This window comes from Tenacibaculum agarivorans, assembly GCF_001936575.1.
Taxonomy (GTDB): domain Bacteria; phylum Bacteroidota; class Bacteroidia; order Flavobacteriales; family Flavobacteriaceae; genus Polaribacter; species Polaribacter agarivorans.
The window spans coordinates 74,484-98,233 of the sequence record NZ_MSMP01000004.1 but is presented as its reverse complement, the minus strand read 5'-3'; the positions used below and the strand labels follow the sequence as shown (position 1 = coordinate 98,233).

The window sequence follows — 23,750 nt, the reverse complement described above, 5'->3', positions numbered from 1 at the left end:
TTGAAAACGATATTTAAACATATAAAAGGAGATAGAGCTATTTGGGCTATCGTTGCTATTTTGGCAATTCTATCTTTCATGCCAGTGTATAGCGCAAGCACTAATTTAGTGTATGTGGTAGGAAATGGTTCAACCACAGGGCATTTAATTAAGCACATTGCGTTGTTAATTATGGGGTTTGGAATTTTATATGGTGTACATAAAATTCCGTACAGATATTTTAGCGGAGGGTCGGTGTTAATGTTTCCAATAGTTGTTTTGTTGCTTATTGTAACATTAGCACAAGGAACAACTATTGGCGGCGCTAACGCTAGTAGATGGATACATATACCGTTTGTTGGAGTTGGTTTTCAAACGTCTACATTAGCAGGATTGGTGGCGTTAGTGTATGTAGCTAGATATTTGGCTAAAAATAAAGAAAAAGAAATTGTTTTTAGAGAGAGTTTATTGCAGTTATGGTTACCGGTTGGTATGGTGCTGCTATTAATTCTTCCTGCAAACTTTTCAACAACGGCTATTATTTTTTCAATGATTTTAATATTGGTATTCATAGGAGGGTATCCTTTAAAATACATAGCTAATATTTTAGGAATGGGAATCGTTGCACTCGGATTATTTATTCTTGTGGTGAAAGCGTTTCCTGGTTTAATGAAGAATAGAGTAGATACTTGGGAAAAAAGAATAGATGGCTTTATAAATTCAAAAGAAGCGCCAGAAAATTATCAAGTAGAAAAAGCAAAAATAGCCATAGCTACTGGTGGGGCTTTTGGTAAAGGAGCGGGAAAAAGTGTACAAAAGAATTTTTTACCACAATCATCTTCCGATTTTATTTATGCAATTATTGTAGAAGAGTATGGTATGATGGGAGCGTTGTTTGTCATTTTTATGTATTTCTTATTGTTATTCAGGATTGTAATTGCAGCAAAAAAAGCAACAACAATCTTTGCAACTTTATTAGTAATTGGTGTAGGTTTGCCGATCGTTTTTCAGGCGATTATAAATATGGCAGTGGCAGTGAATTTATTTCCAGTAACAGGACAAACATTACCATTAATTAGTAGTGGGGGTACATCAATTTGGATGACCTGTTTTGCATTAGGAATGGTGTTAAGTGTGAGTGCGTCAAAACATGAAACTGAAGAGTCGATTTTAGATGATAATCCGTTAGATATTTTACACGAAACAATATAAATATGGAAAAGTCAATAAACATAATCATAAGTGGAGGAGGTACAGGAGGTCATATTTATCCTGCTATCGCAATAGCTAATGAGCTAAAGTTGCGTTATCCAAACGCTAAAATTTTGTTTATTGGAGCTAAGGGTAAGATGGAGATGGAAAAGGTGCCTAAAGCGGGTTATGAAATTAAAGGGCTTTGGATTTCAGGTATTCAAAGAAAGTTAACGTTAAAAAACATCTTATTTCCGTTTAAATTACTGAGTAGTTTATGGAAAGCGAATGTAATTATCAATCGTTTTAAGCCTGATGTGGCTATAGGTACAGGAGGTTATGCAAGTGGTCCGGCGCTTATAATGGCAAGTAGAAAAAGAATTCCAACAGTTGTACAAGAGCAAAATTCATATCCAGGAATTACAAATAAATTATTAAGTAAAAAAGCAGATAAAATTTGTGTAGCCTATGATAATTTGGAACGATTTTTTCCTATTGAAAAGATAGTGAAAACTGGTAATCCTGTTCGACAAGATTTGCTGTTAATCCATACAAAAAAAGAAGAGGCTTTAGCGTTTTTTAAACTAGATAAAAAAAAGAAAACGGTTTTAGTTATCGGAGGAAGTTTAGGAGCAAGAAGGATAAATCAGTTGGTAGCAACAGAATTAGAGTTTTTAAAAGGACAAGAATTACAAGTCATATGGCAATGTGGTAAATTGTATTACGAGGAATATAAAACATATAATACTGAAGAAAATATACAGGTGCATCAATTTTTGAATAGAATGGATTTAGCATACGCAGCAGCTGATTTTGTAATCTCTCGTGCCGGTGCAAGTTCAGTTTCAGAATTGTGTATAGTAGGAAAACCAACGTTATTTATTCCTTCTCCTAATGTTGCTGAAGATCACCAAACGAAGAATGCAAAGTCTGTAGTAGATAAGCATGGAGCTATTATGTTGAAAGAAGATGAATTGCATACATTTCCGGTGGTGTTTGAAACATTGTTGAAAGATAAAGGAAAACAAGAAAGTTTAAGTGAAAATATAAAAGCGTTAGCATTGCCTAATGCAACAACTCATATTGTAAACGAAGTAGAAAGACTGATTAAGAAGTGAATTTAAAAGAGATACATAACGTTTATTTTATTGGAATTGGAGGTATTGGAATGAGTGCCTTAGCTAGGTATTTCCATGCAAATGGAAAGAAAGTGGAGGGGTATGATAAGACGCCTTCGCCAATAACTGATAGTTTACAAAAATCAGGTATTTCTATTCATTTTACAGATGATATTAAACAAGTGTCAGATGATTTCTTAGACACAGAAGATTCGTTAGTTGTATATACTCCTGCAATACCTAAAGTACATTCAGAACTTGAGTATTTCTTGAATAATAATTTCAAAGTATTAAAAAGAGCAGAAATTTTAGGTAAGATCACTGAGAATACTTATTGTTTGGCGGTTTCAGGAACACATGGTAAAACAACAACATCTTCTATTTTAGGTCATATTATGCAACCAGTTGGAGCTACTGGGTTTTTAGGTGGTATTGCGGAGAATTATAATTCAAATTTAATCTTAGGAAAAGATAAAGTTTCAGTGGTTGAAGCAGATGAATTTGATCGTTCATTTTTGCATCTTTCTCCTGATGTGGCATGTATTACTTCCATGGATGCAGATCATTTAGATATCTATGGAGAACATCAAGCATTGCTAGATTCGTTTAAAGAATTTACTAGTAAAGTTGCTCACAAACTAATTGTAGCTAAAGGGTTACCAATTAACGGGCTGACCTATGCAATTGAACAAGAGGCAGATTATACGGCTTACAATCTTAGAGTGGAAAGAGGGACTTATGTGTTTGATGTAAAAACACCAAAAGATAAGATTATAAATATTAAGTTTCATTTACCTGGTCGTCATAATATTATGAATGCTCTAGCTGCTATAGCAATGGCTGATGTATATGGGGTTTCATTGATAGAGATTAAAGATAGATTATTTAGTTTTTCAGGTGTACAACGTAGGTTCTCGTATAAAATTAAAACTGATGATTTTGTTTTAATTGATGATTACGCACATCATCCTACTGAAATTAATGCAGTAGAGCAAGCAGTAAGAGAAATGTATCCAGAAGAAGAAGTGCTAGTGGTTTTTCAACCTCATTTATATAGTAGAACGCAAGATTTTGCTGATGATTTTGCTGTTTCACTTTCTAAATTTGATGAAATTGTATTGTTAGATATTTATCCAGCAAGAGAATTACCAATAGAAGGAGTTACATCAGATTGGTTATTACAAAAAATTAATCATGATAATAAACAGTTGGTTGAGAAAAGTAATGTTATTGAGGTTATAAAAGAATCGAAAAAAAATATTATAGTAATGTTAGGGGCTGGAGATATTGGGTTGTTAGTAGAGGAAGTAAAAGAGGGTTTAATTAAAGAATGTAAGCTGTAATGATGAAGAAATTGATGAAATATTTGGTGTTGTTATTTCTGGTAATTGGATTGCTTTTTTTGTACAGTTTTACCAAAGTGCGAAATCATAAGAAAGTAGTTGAAAATGTGATAGTTGAGTTTGATGAAGGAGCAAATCCATTTTTAACTCATGAGTCGGTTAATAAATTGTTAATACAAAATCAAGCTACGGTTAAAAACCAATCAAAAAGAGTTATAGATTTACACCACCTAGAAAAGAAGGTTTCGTCGAATCCTTACGTAGAAAATGCTAGAGTTTTTATGACGCTTGGGGGAGTGCTAAAAACTCATATTACACAAAAAGAGCCTATAGCTAGAATTATTTCAGAAAATAAGGCTTATTATATTGATAAAGAAGGAGCTAAAATTCCTTTGTCTAATAGCTTTTCTGCACGCGTACCTTTAATTAGTGGAGTAAATTTATCAGGAAATATCGAAGAAATAACACAATTAGTGCTGTTTATTTCCAAAGATCAGTTTCTCCAAAAAGAAATAACTGGGATTCAAAAATTAAACACAGACGAGTACGTATTTACCGTTCGAAGTGGAGACTATAGAATTTACTTCGGGAAGTATTCTGATGTCAATTTAAAATTTAAAAAGCTGAAAGCTTTTTATAATAAAGCTTTAAAGGATAAGACAATTAATAAGTATAAAATAATAAACGTTAAATATCACAACCAAGTGGTATGTACAAAACAAAATCAAGATGGAGAACAATAAAATCGCAGTTGGTTTAGATATAGGAACTACCAAGATTGTTGCCATGATTGGTCGCAAGAATGAATATAATAAAATAGAAATTCTTGGTATTGGTAAAGCAAAAAGCTTGGGAGTGAAAAGAGGTGTAGTAAATAATATTACACAAACAATCCAGTCTATTCAACAAGCTGTGGATGAAGCAGAGAGTGTTTCAGGACAGAAAATTAGTGAGGTAGTGGTTGGTATTGCTGGACAGCATATAAGAAGTTTACATCATAGTGATTATATAACTAGATCTAATCCAGATGAAGTAATAACTGATGAAGATATTGAAATGTTAGTGAATCAGGTGCATAAATTAGTTATGTTACCAGGTGAAGAAATTATTCATGTATTACCTCAAGAATTTAAGGTAGATAGTCAACCAGATATCAAAGAGCCAATAGGAATGTATGGAGGTAGGCTAGAGGCTAATTTTCATGTGGTAGTCGGACAAGTATCGTCTATAAGAAATATTGGAAGATGTGTAAAAAGTGCAGGTTTAAATTTATCTGATATCACTTTAGAACCTTTAGCATCTGCATCTGCAGTATTAAGTCAAGAGGAAAAAGAAGCAGGTGTTGCTTTAATAGATATAGGTGGTGGAACAACAGATTTAGCCATTTTTAAAGATGGAATTATCCGTCATACAGCTGTAATTCCTTTCGGAGGAAATGTAATTACAGAAGATATTAAAGAAGGTTGCTCTATTATAGAAAAGCAAGCAGAATTATTAAAAATAAAGTTTGGCTCTGCTTGGCCAGGTGAAAATAAAGAAACGGAAATAGTATCTATTCCAGGGTTAAGAGGAAGAGAACCAAAGGAAATTACTTTGAAAAATCTTTCTAAAATAATTCATGCAAGAGTTCAAGAAATTATAGAACATGTGTATCTAGAAATTAAGAACTATGGACATGAAACCCAAAAAGGAAAATTAATTGCAGGTATTGTATTAACTGGAGGTGGTTCTCAATTGAAACACTTACGCCAATTAGTTGAATACATTACAGGCATGGATACGCGTATAGGTTATCCTAATGAACATTTAGCTGGAGACAGTGATGATGTATTGTCTAGTCCTTCTTACGCTACTGCAGTAGGATTATTAATGGAAGGTTTAGATAAGTATACTAAAGAAGATAATGTTGTAGTTATTAATGATAGTTTTGAGAAAGAAGAAGCTCAAAATAGTGTAGAAGAGGAAGTGCAACAACCTTCTGTAGAAAAAGAGAGTGTGTATAGGCCTAAGCCTAAAGGGAAGTCTTTCTTGGAAAAATTCACAGAAAGATTTAAAGAATTTTTGGATAACGCAGAATAAAATTAGTAGTAAAAAAAGTATAATAAAGGGGAGTTATTATGAGCGCAGAATTTGATAACATTTCATTTGATATGCCAAAAACGCAATCAAACACAATAAAAGTGATTGGTGTTGGAGGTGGAGGTAGTAATGCCGTAAATTACATGTATAATAAGCAAATACACGGAGTAGATTTTGTGATTTGCAACACAGACGCACAGGCATTAGAAAATAGTCCAATACCTAATAAAATTCAATTAGGAGCACACTTAACATCTGGTTTAGGTGCTGGTGCAAATCCTGAAATAGGTGCACAAGCAGCGGCAGAAAGTATTCAAGAAATTCAGCAAATGTTAAACACGCAAACTAAAATGGTGTTTATTACTGCTGGTATGGGAGGTGGTACTGGTACTGGTGCTGCACCTATAATTGCTAAAATTGCTAAAGATATGGATGTGTTAACGGTAGGTATCGTTACTATGCCATTTCAATTTGAAGGAAGAATGCGCTCAAAACAAGCTCAGAAAGGAATAGATGAGCTTCGTAAACATGTTGACTCTTTAATTGTTATCAACAATAATAAATTACGTGAAGTTTATGGAAACCTTGGATTTAAATCAGGGTTTTCAAAAGCGGATGAAGTATTAGCAACTGCAGCAAAAGGTATAGCAGAGGTAATTACACATCACTATAAGCAAAATATCGATTTACATGATGCTAAAACGGTATTAGCGGACAGCGGAACAGCAATTATGGGGTCTGCTAAAGAATCTGGTGCAAACAGAGCTAAAAATGCTATTGTAAAAGCATTAGATTCTCCGTTATTAAATGATAATAAGATTACAGGAGCTAAAAATGTATTATTGTTAATTGTTTCGGGAACTAATGAAGTTACCTTAGATGAAATAGGAGAGATTAATGATTATATCCAAACTGAAGCTGGTTATGATGCTAATATTATAATGGGGATTGGAGAGGATGAAAGTCTAGAAGAAGGGCTAGCTGTTACTATTGTAGCTACAGGTTTTGCTTTAGATCAGCAAAATACGATTAACAATACCGAAACGAAAAAGATTGTACATACTTTAGAAGACAATCAAAAAGCAACATATGAGTTTGAAACTAAAAAAGTTTCTAAAGCTACTTCTCTTGATGAACCAATCTCAAGACCTACAACAAATACCAAGGTTGTTCATGTTTTAGATGTTGAAGAACCAGCAGAGAAAATGCCAAATTTGTTGAAAACTACTGAGGCAATTAAAGATATAAGTGTAGTATTTGAAGAAGTAAGTTATAAAGATGTGCCAGAAGAAGAGTTTATTATTACAAATATGACTCAAGTTGAAGAGAAGAAAGTAGAAGTAGAGGCGCCAATTCAGCAGAACTTATTGTTTGATTTACCATTAAATTCATATGAAGAAATCAAGCCAGAGACAACTAATAATGATATTATAAAAACTACAGAGGCAATTAAAAACTTAGATGTAGTTTTTGAAGAAGTTAAATCTACTCCCGCTGTTGAAAAACGTTATGTGTTAGATGATTTTGATATTCAACCAACCATAGGTAAAAGTTCTACACCTGCAATAGAAAAGGAGATAGAGGAAGACTTAAGGTTTGAGGTAAGAACTACTAATGACTCTGGAGCGGATTCAGACGATCAAACGGAAGGTTCTCCTTTAAGTCTTACTATTTCTGAATTACAGAGAAGAGCAAAAGAAAGAAGAGAGAAAATGAAAGGGTTTAACTATAAGTTTTCTGATAAGGTAAATCAGAATATAGACGATATAGAAAAGCAACCTGCATATAAAAGGTTGGGTATAGATTTAGATGTAAATACTAAAATTAGTGAGAAGCAAACTCCGTTAGATACAAACTCTGACGATTTACCTTTACGATCTAATAATTCTTTTTTACATGATAATGTAGATTAATAACAGTAAGAATATAAACAAAGAACTAAATCCTGAATTCTTCAGGATTTTTTTATTGTTTAGTATCTTTGATTAAAAAAAACACAAATGAGTATACAACAAGAAGTAATGAATAAGCTTAAAGAAGCTATGAAGTCTAAAGATACCGTAGCTTTAACTGCTTTAAGATCGTTAAAGTCTGCTTTTATGTTAGCTAAAACAGAGTCAGGAGCAGGTGATTTATCAAGTGATCTAGAGCTAAAAATTGTACAGAAACAAGTAAAGCAAAGAAAAGATAGTGCACAAGTTTTTATAGAACAAAATCGTCAAGATTTAGCAGATCCTGAGTTGGCAGAAGCTAAAGTCTTAGAGCAATTTTTACCAGAAGCATTAAGTGAAGAAGAGATTGCTAAAGTGGTGATAGAAGTAATTGGAGAAGTTAATGCTGAAGGAATGAAAGATATGGGAAAGGTGATGGGAATTGTTTCTAAAAAATTAGCAGGACAAGCTGATGGAAAAACAATATCTACTATTGTAAAACAGAAATTAGCGTAAAGCATATTGGTTTGGACTTTTTGTTAATATAGTCCAAAAGACTTTTGTTTTAAAAACTAAGTATAGGCCTTGTAGCTCAACTGGATAGAGCACTGGATTTCGGCTCCAGCGGTTGGGGGTTCGACTCCCTTCAAGGTCACAAAAAGAGATGAATGATAAAGTTGATCTCTTTTTTTTAAATATATGTTAAGTATTAATCTTTGAATTTTTAAAATGTATATAATTAATGAGCTTTGTTGGATAAATATTTAATAGTAAATTAGAATACATTATATCCCCTCAAAAAATAATTAATGATATTAAAGTCCGTACTACAAAAGTTTATTGTAAAATTTAAAACACGATTATTTTACGTTAAAGATGGCTTTTTTGTTTTACCCTACTTGGCCAATTCACCTAAAATTATGCTTGATAGCATGAGTTGGATGCCCTTTGTGAAAATAAATGAAAAGAAAAATGTATTCCAAGCTAAAAACCCTTTTTTTGAAGGAGATTGCCATTATGAGGAATTAGAAGAGGGACTTTGGATTTTAGTATCGGATGTGAAATTTAAAAAGAATGTTAGTTATGAGCTGATTTACGATGCAACATTACCTATTGAATATTATACATTAAGCCTATACATGAATGAAACGAGACGGGTAGCACCGTCTTCATTGATTAATAATATGGTAAATGTAGATAGAGGTTGGATGTTGCATAAACCAGGAGACAAAGCTATTAATGGTCATTTTGCGGGCTCTAGAGGACTTTTTTTTGTGATTTATTTTTCTCAGAAATGGTTGGACAATAATACGAATAAGAATAAAATATTTTCTAGTGATAAAATGAAAGAATGGTTACATTCAGATAGTACGAGTTTATTTATTCCTGAGCTTTTTAATGCAACCTATAATTTGTCATCTCCTATTTTAAAAACTATCTTAACAAAAGGAGAGAAAGGAGTGAACAATAAATTAAAGTTAAAAATTCAGACACTTGAGTTGATGTCAACTTTTATTGAAAAAATGCAACATAAAGATGTTCAACCAAAGTCTGATATTATGACTAATCCAAGTAGAAGAAAAATTCTTAAGGCTGAAAAAAGACTTTCTGATGCTATCTTTGAAGGTTTTCCAGGGATAGAAAATTTGGCATCAGATATAGGAATGTCTACTACTAAGCTTAAAAATGATTTTAAGGAGACTTATGGGTATTCATTATTTAAGTATTTTCAGTTAAAACAGATGGAATCTGCAAAAGAGATGCTTCTACAAGATCCCTCACTAAAAATTTCATACGTGGCCAATATACTTGGGTATATTAATCCTAGTAAATTTTCAGCAGCTTTTAAAAAGAATTATGGTTATTTACCTTCTGAAGTACATCAGATAGATATAATAAATTTTTAAGGACTAATTTGGTTTTATACTGAGTCATGAAACATATTTAGTAGAATTGAGTCTGGTACTTAAGAAAAAGATAAACCTCCTCTGTTATTTTATTATCTTAACAAAGGAAGTAAGTTCTTATATTTAAATTGGAGTAAAGATTATTTTACTGAAACACTAAGTAAAATAGTTCCCATAGGAAAGGTGATTACACCAAATGAAATAACAACTAAAGTTGCAAATTTAGGTGCGATGATGAAATTACCAGGAGGTTTAGAGTCACTAATTTCGAGTGTATGAGGTTTACCGAGAGGTTTTCCTTCTTTCCAAAACTGAAGGCTAAGTTTAGCAGAACCTCCAGAAACATTTTCAACTAATGTTCTATAACCTTGGATTTTGTATCCTTCTTTAACAATTGAAGTAAAAGCTGAAGCGCCAGTAAGGAAATTTGATACGGAAAAAGATGCTGAAGAAATATAATTATTCATAATATATTGATTTTAGTGATAAGTTTTTTAAATTTTATTATAATGGAATTGATTTAAAAATATAGATCTATTAATTCAGGTGGGCTAAATAAATTTAATATTTAGTGTTCATTAGATTTAAAAATAGGACAGGATGTAGGTAATTTCTCAGTAGGTATATGCTCACAAGTATTGGCAAAAGTAAGATTACCTTCATTATCGGTTTTTAATATCCAAACCGAATCATAATTGTCACCTCTCCAACAGGTGATTATTGTATTTCCTCCAGGTTTAGGGTTTTCTCTTCTTGTTTCACAGTAGCAATGTTTATTTGTTGCTATCTGTACTTTATAGAGCTCTTCAAAAACCGATATTACAGACGCTCTCAGATTCCCGTGTTCCCAACATACAATAATGGTTTGATTATCTTTATGATTAAAATATTTTGATTTTTTATTGAATAAAGCATTAGCTAGGCTTTCAGATTCATACCATTCAAAACTAGCCAGAGTTATGGGTAAACCATATTGAATAGCAAAAGGCGCAATGGTTAATGAAGGTCTAACATATGAATATCCATCTATTAGTTGAGTAGGATTAGAAGAAAAAATATAATCTGGTTTTCCATCCATTATATTATAAAGAATAGTATTTGCACCTAACGCACGCCATTCTCCTCTACAGACATAATTTCCATTTTCAAAATGCCCCCCTGGATGCGCTTCTGCATGACGTATGAAGTAAACAGTTTGATTTTTATAAGGGGTAAAGGAATCTGAACTAGTTGGAACAGATGTTCGAAGTGTTACAGGAAGATTTGGGCAGCATTTAGTTCTTGGAATTTTTATATCTGGGTATTCTGATTTTGGATTTATACCATCGTTAAAATAATTTAAAATATATCTGCCAGAACTAACCTTGGTCAACACTAAATAATCAACTTTCTTTCGAGGCCACCTTTTAATGTCTGAATTTGAAGGAGCTATTTTGTCTATTATCCTTCCTATAGTATTGCTGTCGGCTCCTACGACAAATAAATTATCGCTTTTATTAGTATGGAAATCCTTTAAAAATGTATTTAAGGATTTTACATTGACACTTTTTTTGTGAGAAACAGCAAAAGGCTCTATGGTTTCTAATGGTTTCATGTCTATTTTCTTTAAAGTTTGTAGCTTCTCTTTATAATCAGGACTTAAAGCATATATAGCCATGTTGTCGATGCAATTATTGGAAAGTTGTTTGTTTAATAACTGCGCAAATAATAAGGAATGATTAAGTCCAGATATGGAAAGGTTATTAGTCTTTGGATTACCTTCAAAAGAAGGAACTAGAACTAATGTTTTTGTGTTACAAGATATGCTTTCTGGTGACCGTAATTGAGAAAAAACTGTTTGTGTTTTACAGATTATAGTTAATAGAAAAATTATTTTTAAATAATTTTTCGTGTGGAATTTTAAATTATTCATCTTATTGATTTTTAAGAATTATATGTTTGTTTTGGTGAATGAAATTAATGGTTGAGGTTATAAAAAGCTGATCCAAAAAGATATTCTTATAGCCTATTAAGACAAAAATTATAACCTATAACCTGTTTGTATTAAATAGGAATGAGAAAAATGAAAAACTTCAGTATTACTGCACTAAAACATTATTAGAAGTTTTGGTATTTATAAGTGTGTATTTCCATTTTGAAATAGAAATGTAGCTAAAGAATTTAATGTACCTTGCGAACTTAAATTTTACTATGAAGTCGTATTATTTGTTGAAGCTAACTTTGTATGGGGTTAGCTTTTCCACGGTATTGTTAAATGTTGTAGAAAGAGTGTATGCTTTTGTATTTAATAAACCTATTTTCGTTCACGTATATTTTAGAAAGAAAAAGCTATCGAAACAGAAAAAAGAGTTTTTAGAAACAAGTATTACCTTTTATCAAAATTTAGATGATAAGCACAAAGCATACTTTGAGCATAGAGTAGCTAAATTTATCAGAGAATATCAATTTATTTCTAGAAATAGCTTTGAATTCACACCAGAGAAAAAGGTATTGATAGCAGCGTCATATATCAAATTAACATTTGGGATGAGAAAATACTTAACTCAAACATTTGATAAAATAATTGTATATCCAGAGGTCTATTACTCACTTATTACGGAACAATATCATAAAGGGGAATATAATCCTGCATTGAAAATTATTATTTTTTCTTGGGAAGATTTTTTAATAGGTAATATTATTACCAATGATAATATTAATCTAGGCATACATGAATTTTCGCATGCATTAACATTTCATGGTAGTAAATCTAAAGATGTAAGTGCTAGGATTTTTTATAGAAAATATAAAGAAATTCTTGATTATGTTAGTAATGAAGGAAGATTAAAGCAAATACAAGAGTCTAACTACTTTAGAGAATATGCTATGACAAATAAAATTGAATTTGTTGCTGTAATTATGGAGCATTTTTTTGAGTCTCCAATAGAATTACAGCAACAATTTCCAAAGTTGTATGCTAAAATAGAAAAGATGCTTAATTACAGATCGATTTTAAATCAGCAATGGTCTCAGTAGGGTTGTCGCTTTTAAATACAAAGCTACCAGCTACTAAAACATCTGCACCAGCATCAACTAATTGTTTTGCATTTTTGTTCGTTACACCTCCATCAATTTCAATTAAAGTGTTTGAATTGGTTTCAGTTATTAACTGTTTTAATTGAGTTACTTTTTTATAGGTGTTTTCAATAAAAGACTGACCACCAAAACCTGGATTTACACTCATAATACAAACTAGATCTAAATCAGTAATTATATCTTCTAAAACACTAATTGGAGTATGAGGGTTTAACGCTACTCCAGCTTTCATTCCGCTAGCTTTAATGGCTTGAATTGTTCTGTGTAAGTGCGTACAAGCTTCGTAGTGTACAGTTAAAACATCAGCTCCTAAATCAGCAAAAGTTGAAATATATCTATCAGGGTCAACAATCATTAAGTGAACATCAATCGTCTTGTTTGCATGAGAAGAAATTGCTTTTAAAACCGGCATTCCAAAAGAAATATTAGGAACGAATACACCGTCCATAATATCAATATGAAACCAATCTGCTTTACTGTTGTTTACCATTTCTACGTCACGTTGTAGATTTCCAAAATCAGCAGCTAATATAGAAGGTGCTATTAATTTATTCATTTTTAAGTTGTGTTGTGTTTATATTGTTCGCAAAAGTACAATAAAAAAACTCTCTTAAATAAGAGAGTTTTCGAAATATATGTAGTCAGTTATTTACTAATTACCCTAAGTATGTCATCAGAATTTTACTTCTAGATGTATGTTTCAATCTTCTGATAGCCTTCTCTTTAATCTGACGAACACGCTCTCTAGTTAAATCGAAAGTTTCTCCGATTTCTTCTAAAGTCATTGGTTGGTGTTCTCCTAAACCAAAGTACAATCTAACAACATCTGCCTCACGAGGTGTTAAGGTTTCTAAAGCTCTGTTGATTTCGATGCGTAAAGATTCGTGTAATAATGTTTTATCAGGATTTGGTGACTCACCAGAATTTAAAACATCATAAAGATTTGAATCTTCTCCTTCAATTAAAGGTGCATCCATTGAAACGTGACGTCCAGAATTTTTCATAGATTCTTTAACATCACTTACGGTCATGTCTAACTTCTTTGCAATTTCTTCAGCACTTGGAGGTCTTTCATTTTCTTGCTCCAAAAATGCGTACATTTTATTGATTTTGTTAATCGAACCAATTTTATTTAAAGGTAAACGTACAATACGTGATTGTTCTGCTAATGCTTGTAATATAGACTGACGAATCCACCAAACAGCATAAGAAATAAACTTAAAACCTCTAGTTTCATCAAAACGCTTAGCAGCTTTTATTAATCCAAGATTTCCTTCATTAATTAAATCAGGTAGCGTTAAACCTTGATTTTGATATTGCTTCGCAACTGAAACCACAAAACGTAAGTTAGCCTTAGTTAATTTTTCTAAAGCTCTTTGGTCACCAGCTTTAATACGCTGCGCTAACTCTACTTCTTCATCAGCAGTAATTAGATCTACTTTACCAATTTCTTGTAAATATTTGTCTAATGACGCAGTTTCTCTGTTGGTTACCTGTTTTGTAATTTTTAGTTGTCTCATACACTTTCTATTTTAAACTTTTCTATCTATCAATACTTTACATATACTTATACGTAGGCAATCAAATAAATGTTACAAAAAATGTATATTTTTTTTTAAAAAAAGTTTTCAGATGCATTCTTAAATGTTAAATTTAGGTTTGAAATAAACTAAAAAGTGACTTTAGTTTATTTTTTGTGTCTCATCTAAATGTAGAGCCAAATTAGTAATAAAACTATTGAAAACTAGTAAAGTTGATAATATAAGCGACGAAGAGCTTGTAAAGAAGATCGTAGAAAAAAATGATACCCATTTATTTGCTATACTTTATGATAGGTATGCAGGTGTGGTGTATAACAAATGCTATGGTTTTTCTAAAAGTAAAGAAGAAGCTCAAGATTTAACACATGACGTGTTTGTACGCTTATTTATTAAACTAAGGACATTTAAGGGAAAATCTAAGTTTTCTACGTGGTTATATTCTTTTACCTATAACTTTTGTGTAAATTACGTGCAAAGAAATAGTGCAAAGAAGAATGAGAAAGTGACGGTAGTAACTGATGTGATTAAAGATGAAGATACAAATATGGATGAAATAGATGATTCATCATTATTTGAATTGAAATCTGATAAATTAGCGAAAGCTCTAGAAATTATTGATCCATCAGATAAGATGATATTACTAATGAAATACCAAGATGATATGAGTATAAAAGATATTCAATTGGTATTAGAGTTAGGGGAAAGCGCTGTAAAAATGCGTTTAAAGAGGGCAAAAGAAAAGGTAGTTAATGCCTATAATGAGTTATAAATATGGATAATCCGTTTAAAAAAATACTTAGCGATCAAGAGCTGCCAGAAGTACTTAAGAAGAAAGTGCTTAATGACGTGGCGATGATTAAGCTGTCTATAGATATGGCGGACTTATTCGTAGTGAAATATCCTAGTGCTGTAGGAGATTTACTAACAGGTGGAGGAGTAGATGAAGTTGAAGAGAAAAAGAGAAAAGAAAAATTGAAAGGTGAGAAAGATGAAGGGTAAAATACACTAACTAAACTAAGCTATACATTATGAATGAGTTAATGGAACCTTTTGAAGAAATACTAAACGAAATAAAGAATGTTATTCCTTCAGTCTTTAAGTTTTTAGGTTTTTTAATTTTTGCATGGTTATTCACCAAGGTTTTATTGAAGATAGTTAAAAAAATTCTATCAAAAACTAAAATAGATCAGTGGTCTGAAAAATTAAGTGAAACAAAAATATTTGGTAATACTACCATTAATATTGTACTTACGAATGTAATATTAGGGGTATTAAAATGGTTGCTAATCTTAATCTTTGTAATGGCAGGTTCAAGTATTTTTGGACTAACATTTGTATCTGATGGTTTAAGAAGTTTCTTTAAGTATCTGCCAAATTTAGTATCTGCCTTAGCAATTTTTGCAGGAGGTGCATATTTAGGGACCGTGGTTAAAAAAGCTATACAGGGAATGTTTAAATCACTTGAAATTAGTGGTGGTAATGTAGTAGGTAATATTGCTTTTTATTTAATTGTAGTTTTTCTTTCCATAACAGCTTTAGATGCAGCGCAAGTAGATACGTCTTTAATCAAGAGTAATTTAACTTTAGTTATAGGTTCCGTTTTACTAGCTTTTACTATTGCTTTTGGTTTAGGAGCAAGAGATGCAGTGGCTAGATTGTTATTTGGATATTATTCACGACGTAATATAGTAATCGGATCTACTTTACAAATTGGAGACGTTGAAGGTGTGGTTACAGCAATAGATAATATATGTCTTACGTTGAAAACCAAAGAAGGAGAAGTTATATTTCCAATCAAAGATGTGGTTGATAGTAAAATAATTGTAAAAAAATAATTTTGTTTCAATAAATTTAGATTATATTTGTCCAGTTTATAACGAAAACATATAAACTTAAGATTATCAAATCTTAAAAGTTTTTTATATAAAAATTTGGTAGATTTCGGGGGACTTCTATCTACAGGGTTGCGTAGTGAGCAACTCATAAAAGGACTAGTTTTACTGGTCCTTTTTATTTTTTATAACTGTAATTTACTACTCCATCAATTTATCTGAGTATTTAAGTGATTTTTTATGATTTATAATTGGTTTTTAATCAGATGATTGTTTTGATTTTCTTTATAAATCTATTTTTTTATGATGTAATTAGTGACTTTTTAAAAGTAAAAGTGTCTTACTATATATAAGGCAAAGGTAACCGGGGGGACACCTAGTCTTAATTCATTAAAGTAGAGTTGCCATTTTTATGAGCAACTCTTTTTTATTATTGTTATGATTTGTTATTCGAAAGATAAATGTAAGAATATACCTCTTGTTCCAAAGAAATCAATAGGATCTGTCCATTGGCTAGGAGTACGATTATCAGGCTTTAGCTCATTAGTCATAGAAAAAACACCTCTTATGGAAGGTGAAAATTTAAAGTAAGGAAGGTATAGGTCTATACCAATTCCAACTTCATACATAAAGTTACTAGCATTCTGTCTAAACTGACCTGAAAAGTTATCATCTTGATTTTTTTCGTTACTAGAAAAGTTAAAATCAAAAGAAGCACCTCCTAATACATAAGGCCTGATATTATTTAACCTATTAGTACTAAACTTAAAGATAAAAGGTAAATGTAAATAGGTATTTCCTACCTCTCTTGTTCCTTGTGTTTCATTTGCAATATGCTTAAATCGAAGTGTTTTTGTATTTGAAACTAAACCTGGCTCAAAACGAAGATTGACATTTTGATGTAATCGTAAATCTCCAATTAAACCAACATTAAATCCCACATTAGATTCTACTTCCACTTCTACATTGGAAAAAATACTTGGTTTATATGAAATTTTAAAACCATTAGTATTAGCACCTAAATAAAACCCATAATGGATTAAACGTTTATCAAAATTTGGTAAATTCTCTACACGTTCTCTTTGCGCGTAGGCACCAAATACTATTAAAAATAATAAACTAGAAACAGAAAGTTTTTTAAACATGTTATTTTATTGATGTGTATATAGAGGCTACTCCAAATGTAACAGGTAAGCTCTCCACATTCTTAAACCCATTTTTTATTAAAATATTGTTGAAAGCTTCTCCATGAGGAAAAGTATTAGCACTTTCAGAAAGATAAGAATACGCTGACTTATCTTTTGAAAATAACTTTCCAACAGTAGGCAATATAGTGTTAGTATACAATTTATACAATTGTTTAAACGGGAATTTAGTTGGGTTTGATGTTTCTAAAATAACAAACTTCCCGTTAGGTTTTAATACTCTAAGAATTTCCTGAAGGCCTTTATCTAGGTTTTCGAAGTTACGTACACCAAAAGATACAGTAATAGCGTCAAAAGTATTATCATCAAAAGGAATATTTTCGCTATCACCAACAATCATTTCAATTTTTTTATCTAGGCTGGCTTTTTTAATTTTTTGCTTTCCAACTTCTAACATACCAGGAGAAATGTCTAAACCTACTATTTTTTCAGGATTTAATTTTGCCATCATCATGGCTAAATCACCAGTACCAGTGGCAATATCTAAAATAGATTTTGGTTGCGTTTCTCCAATTAGCTTTACCACTTTTTTTCTCCAGCTAACATCTATACCAAGAGAAATAACACGGTTTAAACCGTCGTAGTTTCCAGATATATTGTCAAACATTTGAGCTATTTGCTCTTTTTTACCTAACTCGGAGTCTTTATAAGGTTTTACTTGTTTATCCATTAATGGCAATTACTTCGTTTATTTGGTTAGGTAACATTTCTTTAAGCATAGTTTCAATACCGTTTTTTAGTGTTATAGTAGATGAAGGACATCCACTACATGCTCCTTGTAGAACTACACTTACCTCTTTTGTTTCAGCATTGTAGCTTTTGAAAGCTATATTTCCTCCATCTGAGGCTACTGCAGGTTTGATGTATTCATTTAAAATCTCTACTATTTTAACAGAAGTATCGTCTAAATTATCCGTTGTAATACCTGTTTTTACTTCTTCTTGTTCAACTGGTGTTTTTTGAATTTTCGAAATAATAGGCTTTTTCTCTTGAAGATATGTTCTAATAAAAGATCGTATTTCTTGGTAAATTTCATTCCATTCAACAACATCATATTTGGTAACAGAAACGTAGTTTTCGGAAATGAATACTTCCTTAACAAAAGGAAAAGTAAATAAAGCTTTAGCCAAAGGAGAATATTGATTCGCTTCTTCTATATTTTTAAGCTCCACATCGCTTTGAGTAAGCGCTTTATTAGTTCCAAACTTCATTACAGCAGGGTTTGGAGTAACTTCAGCATATACTTCTATAGCTTCTTTTTTAGTAGTATCCTCTTTTACAATACTATTCCCTTCGTTTAAATAGTTTTCAATTTGAACTCTTACCTCTTCTTGAACATCAGCCCACTCTACTATATCATAACGTTGAATGGCTACAAAATTTGCAGCTATAAAAACTTTCTTTACAAAAGGTAGATAGAATAGTTGTTGAGCTAGAGGAGAGTTTTTAGCTTCGTCTATATTGTTATATTCGTGGCTACCAGTATTGATAAGTAAAGAGTTGCTTACAAACTTTACAATAGTATCATTACTAGTATTTTCTATTTGGATATTTATTTCTTTCATAATCAAAAATGAGATTACAAAATTACAGTAAAAAACTGATTTAATAAAAAAGACCTCTTAGGACTTTGTTAGTTATTAACGTCGCCTAAGAGGTTTTAAAATCCCCAATTAATTTTTTACAAACTAAAAGTTACACTTGCAGATATTCTAGAGTTACTATTATTAATAGTAACATCTCCTGTATTATAGATACTGTAAAACTCATCAGTTTGAGCATTTAAATATGATAAACCAACTTGAGTATTTCCAAAGTTATATCCTAAACCAGCTGTAAAACCTTTATAGTTGTCGGTATTGGTATTACCGCCTTCTCTTAAGTTTGGGTTTTGTTCATAAAAATAACCACCTCTAACGCTTAATCTTTCAAATCTCCATTCTGCTCCTAGGTTTAAAGCGTGTGTTGCTCTATAGTCGGTAGCAAAGAAGTCATTAGGGTCAAAAAAAGAACCATCAGGATTTCTTGTGCTTACATCTGTTATATAGGTTACATTTCTAAAGTCTCTATATGTGTAATCTAAACTTATTAATCCATCTTTACCAAATATGAATGCACCACTAGCAGTTAATTTACTAGGAGTTCTAAATCGTAGGGCATTAGGTCCAAAAAAGTTTGATTCTTCTCCAGCGCTAATACCTAAATTTTGAATACCTGCCATAAATAAATCATAAGCTTCTTCTTCAACAACATCTTGATACCATGTAGGAGATTCATAAGCAGCTCCAATACGCATAAATTTATTTATCTTATAAATGAATCCAACATTAAAAGAAAAACCTTGTCCATCAATAAATCGATCAAAACTTTCTTCTGCTGTCAATATATTTCCATTTACTTCATCATTTCTTTCTCTGAAGAAAGCTCTTTCTCTATATTCTAAACTATGGAATTTTAAAGAAGCACCAACATATAGTTTATTGTCATGGACTGCTGATAAACCTAAGTTGAATACGCTATTTTGACCTGTTGTTTCTTTTGAAAAGTCTTGTGACAATGATCTGTCAAAAAGAATTGTAGGTGTATTAGAATCATTAATATGTTCATCAAATGAAATAAGATTACTGTTTCCGTTACCTCTAAAAGTTCTGTCGAAATCTGCCTTTAGCTTATAATTGAATGATAAAGCAACTCTATTCCAGTTTGATTTACTATTGGTGTCAACTACAAGAATCGCTCCTAATTGACTAAAATTGAACCTTTCATCTTGGAGATTGTTTGTATTGCCATAATAATTGACATCAAGATCATTTATAGTATTGTCTAAAGTAAAAGAAACTTTGCTTTTTCTAGCAACTGCAGCTCCCGCCGGATTGATATCTGTAGCGGAAACATCGCTACCTAGCGCTCCAAAAGCTCCTGCCATTGCATTAAATCGAGCAGTACCATTTCTTTGGTCTTGAGAGAAAAGAATACCAATGTCATTAAGATCTGAAAATTGGCAATACAAGTTGCTTATTGTAGCAAATAATGCTACAAAGAATGTAATTTTTTTCATGTTTTAAGGATAATAGCTAAATTATATTGTACTTAAGTTTTGGTTATCTTCTTCTAGAACTTCTAGAGTAACTTCTACCACTACTACGAGAAGAACTAGATCGTCCTGAAGAATAACTTCTTCGTGATGAACTTCTACTGCCAGAGTAAGATCTACTACTTCTACTGCTAGAATTATTATAACTTCTAGACCTACTACTTCTTGAGCTTCCGTTAGAAGAATAGTTTCTATTTGAGTTTGAGTTTCTATTTATTCTACTACTAGAGCGAGAATTTCTAGTACTTGTAGTACCTCTTCTATTTCTGTATACATTACCGTTACTTCTTCTTACAGTTCTGTTACCTCTTCTATATACGTTAGATCTTCTAGAACCTACTCTTGAACTATTTCTAGCGTAAGCTCTTCTGTTTCTAGAAGCTATAGCATTTCTTCCATAAATTCCACGGCCATAACCTCTATTGTATCCGTATCTATTAAAACGACTAAATCTATTACCTCTGAATCCATAACGAAATCTATTTCCATAAAAACCGCCTGCATAGAATCCATTGTTCCAGAATGGAGGACAAAAAGGATCATATCCCCAGCCCCAGTTATTCCATCCCCAACGATTCCAACCCCAGCCCCAACGGTTACCCCATCCGAAGCCCCATTGATTGTTCCAGAAAGGATCCCATAGCGGATCATAGAATCCCCAACCAAAACCATTTCTAAATGTGTTAACATTAACAACTACATCAGAATCATTACTGTATCCCCAAGGTTCTCTATTGGTCGATATTTGATTTTCTGGTTCTTCTTCATCTTCAACAACATCTTCAAAATCATAATCTTCAGAACTATAATTTTCAATATCTGTAATTATGTCTGTTCCGTTTAAATCATCTAAACGTTCTAATTCTTTTGTAAAGTAGTTTTCATTATAATCATCATATTCTTTTTGATTATTAACAATAACTCTGCGTTTTGGCTGCTCCGTGTCTTCCGCATAAATTCCATCATCACTATCCGAAACCGATTGTGCAGCCCCGCAAGAAACTAGTGTAGTTACCACAAGTAATGATAAAAAGTATACTGGAAGTTTGGTTTTGGTGTAATATGATTTCATACTCTTATCTTTTTATAAATTTAAAATTTTTGAAATTAGCAGCAAAAAAAAACGAGTTTATTATCGCAATTACTAATTTAACAGTAGTTTTGTAGCTGTAATTTACAATAAAAAAGCAACAATTTTTGTGCCAAACTTTTAATTATGAGTAAACATTTAACAAAAAGAGCAGAAGATTATTCAAAATGGTATAATGAACTGATTGTTAAGGCAGATTTAGCAGAGACTTCAGCCGTTAGAGGATGTATGGTAATTAAGCCATATGGTTTTGCCATTTGGGAGAAAATGCAAGCAGAATTAGACAGAATGTTCAAAGAAACAGGTCATCAAAATGCTTATTTTCCTCTTTTTGTCCCTAAAAGTTTATTTGAAGCTGAAGAAAAAAATGCTGAAGGTTTTGCTAAAGAATGTGCAGTAGTAACTCATTATCGTTTACAAGCAGATCCTGATAAGGAAGGGAAATTAAGAGTTGACCCAGAAGCAAAATTAGAAGAAGAGTTAGTTGTTAGACCAACTTCTGAAGCTATTATATGGAATACCTATCGTGGTTGGATACAATCACATAGAGATTTACCTTTATTAATTAATCAGTGGGCAAATGTAGTACGCTGGGAAATGCGTACAAGACTTTTTTTAAGAACAGCTGAGTTTTTATGGCAAGAAGGACATACAGCGCATGCAACTAAAAATGAAGCTGTAGCAGAAGCAAAACAGATGCAAGAAGTATATGCAACTTTTGCAGAGCAATTTATGGCTATGCCAGTGGTTAGAGGAGCAAAATCTGAAAGTGAGCGTTTTGCTGGGGCTGATGATACATACACTATAGAAGCATTAATGCAAGATGGAAAAGCACTACAGGCAGGTACATCACATTTTTTAGGACAGAATTTTGCAAAGGCATTTGATGTAAAATATACATCTAGAGAAGGGAAACAAGAGTACGTTTGGGCTACGTCTTGGGGAGTTTCTACTCGATTAATTGGAGGTTTAATTATGACACATTCTGATGATGCAGGATTAGTACTACCTCCTAAGTTAGCTCCAATCCAAGTTGTTATTGTGCCTATATATAAAGGTGAAGAGCAGTTGAATGCTATTTTTGATAAAATGCAACCTACAATTGCAGCATTAAAGGCAAAAGGAATTTCTGTGAAGTTTGATGATAGAGATACCATGAGGCCAGGGGCAAAGTTTGCAGAATATGAACTTAAAGGAGTGCCTGTAAGAGTTGCTATTGGTAATAGAGATTTAGAGAATGGAACAGTAGAGGTAGCAAGAAGAGATACTTTTGAAAAGCAAACTGTAGCACAAGATGATCTTATAAACTTTGTTGAAAATCTATTATCTGAAATTCAAACAAATTTATATGATAAGGCTTTATCATATAGAGATACTCATATTACTAAAGTGGATTCTTTTGAAGAGTTTAAAAAAGTAATAGAAGAAAAAGGTGGTTTTGTGTCTGCACATTGGGATGGAACAGAAGAAACTGAAGATAAGATAAAGGAATTAACTAAAGCTACAATACGATGCATACCTAATGATGCTGTAGAAGAGGAAGGTTCTTGTATATTAACTGGAAAAAGCTCAAATAAAAGGGTTCTTTTTGCAAAAGCGTATTAAAAAATAAAAAAAAGTTGTGCGATTATAAAAAGTATTATATATTTGCACCCGCAAACGCAAAAGATCGTTTTTTTGCTCCGTTCGTCTAGGGGTTAGGACGCCAGGTTTTCATCCTGGTAACACGGGTTCGAATCCCGTACGGAGTACAAAGCTTCGAATTTATTTCGAAGCTTTTTTTATCTGATTTTTTTAGATAAAATTTTGCAAGTACTGAAAATTAATTCTATATTTGCACCCGCAATCTGAAAAGGTTGTTCCCGCTCCGTTCGTCTAGGGGTTAGGACGCCAGGTTTTCATCCTGGTAACACGGGTTCGAATCCCGTACGGAGTACAAAGTTTTTTTATAAACATTTAAGATTTTAGTAAAATGGCAAATCATAAGTCAGCATTAAAGAGAATAAGAAGTAACGAGACTAAGCGCTTAAGAAATAAGTATCAGCATAAAACTACACGTAATGCTGTTAGAAAATTAAGAGCTATTACAGATAAGAAGGAAGCTGAAGGAATGTTATCTGGTGTTGTTGCTATGCTTGATAAATTGGCTAAAAATAATATTATTCACAAGAATAAAGCTGCTAATTTAAAGTCAAAGCTTACTAAGCACGTAGCTGCTTTATAAGAAAGAATTTTAAGGTTAGTTAATATAACAAAAAATACCTCAGATTTTATCTGAGGTATTTTTTGTTGTTTATATATTTAAATCAAAAATATGATTTAGTATTCCAGGAATTATTTTGTCAAAGTAGTATTGTGAATAGTA

The 23,750-nt window shown here is 31.9% G+C and carries 23 protein-coding genes and 3 tRNA genes; 17 read left to right on the top strand and 9 right to left on the bottom strand.

The window, feature by feature from the left end; translation table 11 throughout:
* The 9 genes from BVC87_RS04250 (at position 1) to BVC87_RS04210 (ending at position 9,548) form a co-directional block, all read left to right on the top strand.
* Positions 1 to 1,191, top strand: a complete 1,191-nt coding sequence (locus BVC87_RS04250; protein ID WP_075341113.1) for an FtsW/RodA/SpoVE family cell cycle protein — start codon at positions 1 to 3, stop codon at positions 1,189 to 1,191.
* A gap of 2 nt (positions 1,192 to 1,193) precedes the next feature.
* Positions 1,194 to 2,288 (top strand): undecaprenyldiphospho-muramoylpentapeptide beta-N-acetylglucosaminyltransferase, encoded by a 1,095-nt coding sequence (gene murG / locus BVC87_RS04245; RefSeq protein ID WP_075341112.1) that lies wholly within the window; start codon positions 1,194 to 1,196, stop codon positions 2,286 to 2,288.
* The gene (gene murC, locus BVC87_RS04240) at positions 2,285 to 3,631 is read left to right on the top strand and encodes a UDP-N-acetylmuramate--L-alanine ligase (RefSeq protein WP_075341111.1); all 1,347 of its coding nucleotides are present in this window, start codon (positions 2,285 to 2,287) and stop codon (positions 3,629 to 3,631) included. Before murG ends, murC begins: the two co-directional genes overlap by 4 nt.
* A gap of 77 nt (positions 3,632 to 3,708) precedes the next feature.
* A complete protein-coding gene (locus tag BVC87_RS04235) occupies positions 3,709 to 4,374 on the top strand; it encodes a cell division protein FtsQ/DivIB (RefSeq protein WP_234974631.1) in 666 nt (221 codons plus the stop codon).
* The gene (gene ftsA, locus BVC87_RS04230; RefSeq protein ID WP_075341110.1) at positions 4,361 to 5,710 is read left to right on the top strand and encodes a cell division protein FtsA; all 1,350 of its coding nucleotides are present in this window, start codon (positions 4,361 to 4,363) and stop codon (positions 5,708 to 5,710) included. The genes BVC87_RS04235 and ftsA overlap by 14 nt, the downstream gene beginning before the upstream one ends.
* 38 nt (positions 5,711 to 5,748) lie before the next feature.
* The gene (gene ftsZ / locus BVC87_RS04225; RefSeq protein WP_075341109.1) at positions 5,749 to 7,623 is read left to right on the top strand and encodes a cell division protein FtsZ; all 1,875 of its coding nucleotides are present in this window, start codon (positions 5,749 to 5,751) and stop codon (positions 7,621 to 7,623) included.
* Between the two features lie 87 nt (positions 7,624 to 7,710).
* On the top strand, positions 7,711 to 8,157 hold the full coding sequence (locus BVC87_RS04220; RefSeq protein ID WP_075341108.1) for a GatB/YqeY domain-containing protein: 447 nt from the start codon (positions 7,711 to 7,713) through the stop codon (positions 8,155 to 8,157).
* A 65-nt stretch (positions 8,158 to 8,222) separates the two neighbouring features.
* Positions 8,223 to 8,296 (top strand) — tRNA-Arg (locus tag BVC87_RS04215).
* Between the two features lie 154 nt (positions 8,297 to 8,450).
* Complete coding sequence (locus BVC87_RS04210) at positions 8,451 to 9,548, top strand: helix-turn-helix domain-containing protein (RefSeq protein ID WP_075341107.1); 1,098 nt, start codon at positions 8,451 to 8,453, stop codon at positions 9,546 to 9,548.
* A 140-nt stretch (positions 9,549 to 9,688) separates the two neighbouring features.
* Here the strand turns inward: BVC87_RS04210 and BVC87_RS04205 are convergent, their stop codons facing one another.
* Positions 9,689 to 10,015: a hypothetical protein gene (locus BVC87_RS04205; RefSeq protein ID WP_075341106.1), complete on the bottom strand. Its 327-nt coding sequence runs from the start codon at positions 10,013 to 10,015 to the stop codon at positions 9,689 to 9,691.
* A 101-nt stretch (positions 10,016 to 10,116) separates the two neighbouring features.
* A complete protein-coding gene (locus BVC87_RS04200) occupies positions 10,117 to 11,460 on the bottom strand; it encodes a hypothetical protein (protein ID WP_143569711.1) in 1,344 nt (447 codons plus the stop codon).
* 278 nt (positions 11,461 to 11,738) lie between these two features.
* Here BVC87_RS04200 and BVC87_RS04195 point away from each other — a divergent pair, with 278 nt between their 5' ends.
* Positions 11,739 to 12,563, top strand: a complete 825-nt coding sequence (locus tag BVC87_RS04195; protein WP_075341224.1) for a zinc-dependent peptidase — start codon at positions 11,739 to 11,741, stop codon at positions 12,561 to 12,563.
* Here the strand turns inward: BVC87_RS04195 and rpe are convergent.
* The gene (rpe, locus tag BVC87_RS04190; RefSeq protein WP_075341104.1) at positions 12,523 to 13,179 is read right to left on the bottom strand and encodes a ribulose-phosphate 3-epimerase; all 657 of its coding nucleotides are present in this window, start codon (positions 13,177 to 13,179) and stop codon (positions 12,523 to 12,525) included. The two genes, BVC87_RS04195 and rpe, sit on opposite strands and share 41 nt — an antisense overlap.
* A 100-nt stretch (positions 13,180 to 13,279) precedes the next feature.
* Positions 13,280 to 14,143, bottom strand: a complete 864-nt coding sequence (locus BVC87_RS04185) for a sigma-70 family RNA polymerase sigma factor (protein ID WP_075341103.1) — start codon at positions 14,141 to 14,143, stop codon at positions 13,280 to 13,282.
* A 217-nt stretch (positions 14,144 to 14,360) separates the two neighbouring features.
* Between BVC87_RS04185 and BVC87_RS04180 the strand changes: the two genes are divergently transcribed.
* The 3 genes from BVC87_RS04180 to BVC87_RS04170 all read left to right on the top strand — a co-directional run bounded on the left by BVC87_RS04180 (position 14,361) and on the right by BVC87_RS04170 (position 15,999).
* Positions 14,361 to 14,933 carry an RNA polymerase sigma factor gene (locus BVC87_RS04180; RefSeq protein ID WP_075341102.1) on the top strand — a complete coding sequence of 191 codons (573 nt, stop codon included), beginning with the start codon at positions 14,361 to 14,363 and terminating at the stop codon, positions 14,931 to 14,933.
* A 104-nt stretch (positions 14,934 to 15,037) separates the two neighbouring features.
* Positions 15,038 to 15,163 (top strand): hypothetical protein, encoded by a 126-nt coding sequence (locus BVC87_RS23845; protein ID WP_262509520.1) that lies wholly within the window; start codon positions 15,038 to 15,040, stop codon positions 15,161 to 15,163.
* Between the two features lie 29 nt (positions 15,164 to 15,192).
* Positions 15,193 to 15,999 carry a mechanosensitive ion channel family protein gene (locus BVC87_RS04170; RefSeq protein WP_075341100.1) on the top strand — a complete coding sequence of 269 codons (807 nt, stop codon included), beginning with the start codon at positions 15,193 to 15,195 and terminating at the stop codon, positions 15,997 to 15,999.
* A 443-nt stretch (positions 16,000 to 16,442) separates the two neighbouring features.
* Here BVC87_RS04170 and porT read toward each other — a convergent pair whose 3' ends face one another.
* From porT to BVC87_RS04145, 5 genes are all read right to left on the bottom strand, one after another.
* Positions 16,443 to 17,141, bottom strand: a complete 699-nt coding sequence (gene porT / locus BVC87_RS04165) for a type IX secretion/gliding motility protein PorT/SprT (protein ID WP_075341099.1) — start codon at positions 17,139 to 17,141, stop codon at positions 16,443 to 16,445.
* A 1-nt stretch (position 17,142) separates the two neighbouring features.
* Complete coding sequence (gene ubiE / locus BVC87_RS04160; RefSeq protein ID WP_075341098.1) at positions 17,143 to 17,871, bottom strand: bifunctional demethylmenaquinone methyltransferase/2-methoxy-6-polyprenyl-1,4-benzoquinol methylase UbiE; 729 nt, start codon at positions 17,869 to 17,871, stop codon at positions 17,143 to 17,145.
* Positions 17,864 to 18,766 carry a NifU family protein gene (locus BVC87_RS04155; protein ID WP_075341097.1) on the bottom strand — a complete coding sequence of 301 codons (903 nt, stop codon included), beginning with the start codon at positions 18,764 to 18,766 and terminating at the stop codon, positions 17,864 to 17,866. Before BVC87_RS04155 ends, ubiE begins: the two co-directional genes overlap by 8 nt.
* A gap of 116 nt (positions 18,767 to 18,882) precedes the next feature.
* Positions 18,883 to 20,259 (bottom strand): OmpP1/FadL family transporter, encoded by a 1,377-nt coding sequence (locus BVC87_RS04150; protein WP_075341096.1) that lies wholly within the window; start codon positions 20,257 to 20,259, stop codon positions 18,883 to 18,885.
* A 43-nt stretch (positions 20,260 to 20,302) separates the two neighbouring features.
* Entirely contained in the window at positions 20,303 to 21,367 is a 1,065-nt protein-coding gene (locus BVC87_RS04145; RefSeq protein WP_075341095.1) for a hypothetical protein, read from the bottom strand.
* Between the two features lie 144 nt (positions 21,368 to 21,511).
* On the opposite strand from BVC87_RS04145, the gene proS reads away from it, so the two are divergent.
* The 4 genes from proS to rpsT all read left to right on the top strand — a co-directional run bounded on the left by proS (position 21,512) and on the right by rpsT (position 23,609).
* Complete coding sequence (proS, locus tag BVC87_RS04140) at positions 21,512 to 22,990, top strand: proline--tRNA ligase (protein ID WP_075341094.1); 1,479 nt, start codon at positions 21,512 to 21,514, stop codon at positions 22,988 to 22,990.
* Between the two features lie 74 nt (positions 22,991 to 23,064).
* Positions 23,065 to 23,136, top strand: a tRNA-Glu gene (locus BVC87_RS04135).
* A 113-nt stretch (positions 23,137 to 23,249) separates the two neighbouring features.
* Positions 23,250 to 23,321, top strand: a tRNA-Glu gene (locus tag BVC87_RS04130).
* Positions 23,322 to 23,357: 36 nt separating this feature from the next.
* Entirely contained in the window at positions 23,358 to 23,609 is a 252-nt protein-coding gene (gene rpsT / locus BVC87_RS04125; RefSeq protein WP_075341093.1) for a 30S ribosomal protein S20, read from the top strand.
* The last annotated feature ends 141 nt before the right edge of the window (positions 23,610 to 23,750 follow it).

Excerpts from the sequence above, each read along its gene's own strand:
- BVC87_RS04170 (WP_075341100.1), top strand. The coding sequence starts at position 15,193 with ATGAATGAGTTAATGGAACCTTTTGAAGAAATACTAAACGAAATAAAG.
- ubiE (WP_075341098.1), bottom strand. The coding sequence starts at position 17,871 with ATGGATAAACAAGTAAAACCTTATAAAGACTCCGAGTTAGGTAAAAAA.
- proS (WP_075341094.1), top strand. The coding sequence starts at position 21,512 with ATGAGTAAACATTTAACAAAAAGAGCAGAAGATTATTCAAAATGGTAT.
- BVC87_RS04200 (WP_143569711.1), bottom strand. The coding sequence starts at position 11,460 with ATGAATAATTTAAAATTCCACACGAAAAATTATTTAAAAATAATTTTT.
- BVC87_RS04195 (WP_075341224.1), top strand. The coding sequence starts at position 11,739 with ATGAAGTCGTATTATTTGTTGAAGCTAACTTTGTATGGGGTTAGCTTT.
- BVC87_RS23845 (WP_262509520.1), top strand. The coding sequence starts at position 15,038 with ATGGCGGACTTATTCGTAGTGAAATATCCTAGTGCTGTAGGAGATTTA.
- ftsA (WP_075341110.1), top strand. The coding sequence starts at position 4,361 with ATGGAGAACAATAAAATCGCAGTTGGTTTAGATATAGGAACTACCAAG.
- BVC87_RS04150 (WP_075341096.1), bottom strand. The coding sequence starts at position 20,259 with ATGAAAAAAATTACATTCTTTGTAGCATTATTTGCTACAATAAGCAAC.
- BVC87_RS04210 (WP_075341107.1), top strand. The coding sequence starts at position 8,451 with ATGATATTAAAGTCCGTACTACAAAAGTTTATTGTAAAATTTAAAACA.
- BVC87_RS04155 (WP_075341097.1), bottom strand. The coding sequence starts at position 18,766 with ATGAAAGAAATAAATATCCAAATAGAAAATACTAGTAATGATACTATT.
- rpsT (WP_075341093.1), top strand. The coding sequence starts at position 23,358 with ATGGCAAATCATAAGTCAGCATTAAAGAGAATAAGAAGTAACGAGACT.
- BVC87_RS04145 (WP_075341095.1), bottom strand. The coding sequence starts at position 21,367 with ATGAAATCATATTACACCAAAACCAAACTTCCAGTATACTTTTTATCA.
- BVC87_RS04205 (WP_075341106.1), bottom strand. The coding sequence starts at position 10,015 with ATGAATAATTATATTTCTTCAGCATCTTTTTCCGTATCAAATTTCCTT.
- ftsZ (WP_075341109.1), top strand. The coding sequence starts at position 5,749 with ATGAGCGCAGAATTTGATAACATTTCATTTGATATGCCAAAAACGCAA.
- murG (WP_075341112.1), top strand. The coding sequence starts at position 1,194 with ATGGAAAAGTCAATAAACATAATCATAAGTGGAGGAGGTACAGGAGGT.
- BVC87_RS04220 (WP_075341108.1), top strand. The coding sequence starts at position 7,711 with ATGAGTATACAACAAGAAGTAATGAATAAGCTTAAAGAAGCTATGAAG.
- BVC87_RS04185 (WP_075341103.1), bottom strand. The coding sequence starts at position 14,143 with ATGAGACAACTAAAAATTACAAAACAGGTAACCAACAGAGAAACTGCG.
- rpe (WP_075341104.1), bottom strand. The coding sequence starts at position 13,179 with ATGAATAAATTAATAGCACCTTCTATATTAGCTGCTGATTTTGGAAAT.
- porT (WP_075341099.1), bottom strand. The coding sequence starts at position 17,141 with ATGTTTAAAAAACTTTCTGTTTCTAGTTTATTATTTTTAATAGTATTT.